Consider the following 1,690-nt stretch of genomic DNA (forward strand, 5'->3'; position numbering starts at 1 on the left):
CCTGAATTATTCATACCTCTAAATGTGGATAACTATTTCTATTAAACTCACTGCTTTTTTAGACATTTTTAAGTATTAACTGTCTATCATGCCACTTTATATCCTTCTCGATTAGATCGAAAACAAAAGGATGGAAAAAAGAGTATAAAGACCCCTTGGTCTTACAATCGTCAAAAAATTAATATGATCTTCTGGAGTAGCTAATGCAACAGAACCAGCTGTTGAATATTCTCCAATATTGTCCAGAACAGTGAAGAGAAAACGTAACCTGTGGACAAGCGGACTTTTATTTTACGCGCATGTCGTGTCAGCCTTCCAGCAATGTGAAAAACTTTAAACCGAATAGTCGCCACCGTTGATTTTTTCTCTTTATCTGGGAATGTTAGCTCTTTCATCAAATGAATGACTGTATAGGCAATACAACTCATCATCATGCGAGCCTGATTCGCAAGAAACGTTGAACTATCGGTCTTGTCGAAGGAAAAACCATGTTTGATTTCTTTGATATAATTTTCCATTGTCCCTCTCTTTTGGTAGAGCTTGTACACTGTTTGGGCAGGTATATCAACGAAATTTGATACGATAAACTCAAACGTCGTAAATAAGAGTTCGCCAGCTTCTCGAGTGGCCTTTACAGCTACTTTACGAACCGTTTCCCAAGATTTAGCTTGATAATCAATCTTGAAATACTGTGATTCTTTATGTGTAAAGTCTGTATCTGGTCCGTAAAGGACCTTTTGTTGAGCCATGTTCTTCAGTCGTGCATTGACTTTTAAACGAATAATATACTTCACTTTTTCTTGCTCGCATAACTCATAGATCTCAGGTTTGGCAAAGCCACTGTCCCCTCGGACAGTTAAAAACATATCACATGAGTGCTGTTTGTGTTGAGAGATGATGTCTGCTAAAAAGACTTCTGCATTGTTAGACGTGTACACATTGCCCGGACGAAGTTCGGCACCCAGAAACAGACCAGTCAGTCCATCAAAAGCCACTAAGGGATGATAACCCGTTGTTCCGTAGTGAGTATTGAAATCAGTCTGTTCTTGTTTTCCGAAGGTGTCTGAGTGAGTAGAATCCACGTCAATGATCATATGCTGTGTATTTTTTTGGCCGATATAGATAGTGGTCAATGCCTTGGCAATTGATTGAAGTTGAACGATATTCTCCTCCGACAGTTGATGAATAAAACGAGAAACCATCGACTGTGAACCTAAGGTCGTTTTATTTAGCCCCTGCTGAAAAACTGGATCGTGACGTAGCCAATTGGCTGAAGAATCCGTTGAGTAACCGGCTATTAACTGCACAAGAACCTGCATAAATAAATCAATATAGTCATGTGTACAATAGTTTCTTGAATCGTCAATATGCAATAACTCGTTAACCAGCTCTTTGAACTTGATCTTATGAAAAAATTCAAAGAGTAAAAGGAGACCGGAATCATTGGATAATTGACCGCCATCGTTTGACATAACCAAATGGGGATTGAATTGTAGTTGCTTTTCTTGTAAAGTTGACATTGAGCACACCTCTTGTTTTTGTTGTTTTGGTCGACTTTACAATAACATAGAGTGTGCTCTTTTTGTATATTTTTTTCTTCACCCAACGGGTGAAGAAGGAATAGAGTGATAAACCTTATCAAAGCGGGATAAATGCCTGTTCTGACAAGGTACTATGAATTATTCAAGTT

Annotated in this window: 1 protein-coding gene; it reads right to left on the minus strand. The window is 38.3% G+C overall.

The features are described from left to right. Window positions 1-200: 200 nt before the first annotated feature. Window positions 201-1,520, minus strand: a complete 1,320-nt coding sequence (locus CLV38_RS13510; RefSeq protein WP_070466885.1) for an IS1380 family transposase — start codon at window positions 1,518-1,520, stop codon at window positions 201-203. Window positions 1,521-1,690 lie beyond the last annotated feature (170 nt).

The sequence above is a fragment of the Alkalibacterium olivapovliticus genome (genome assembly GCF_003003275.1).
GTDB classification, from domain to species: Bacteria; Bacillota; Bacilli; order Lactobacillales; family Carnobacteriaceae_A; genus Alkalibacterium; species Alkalibacterium olivapovliticum.

Bases quoted from the DNA above. Each gene is read 5' to 3' on its own strand.
- CLV38_RS13510 (WP_070466885.1), bottom strand. From the start codon at position 1,520: ATGTCAACTTTACAAGAAAAGCAACTACAATTCAATCCCCATTTGGTT.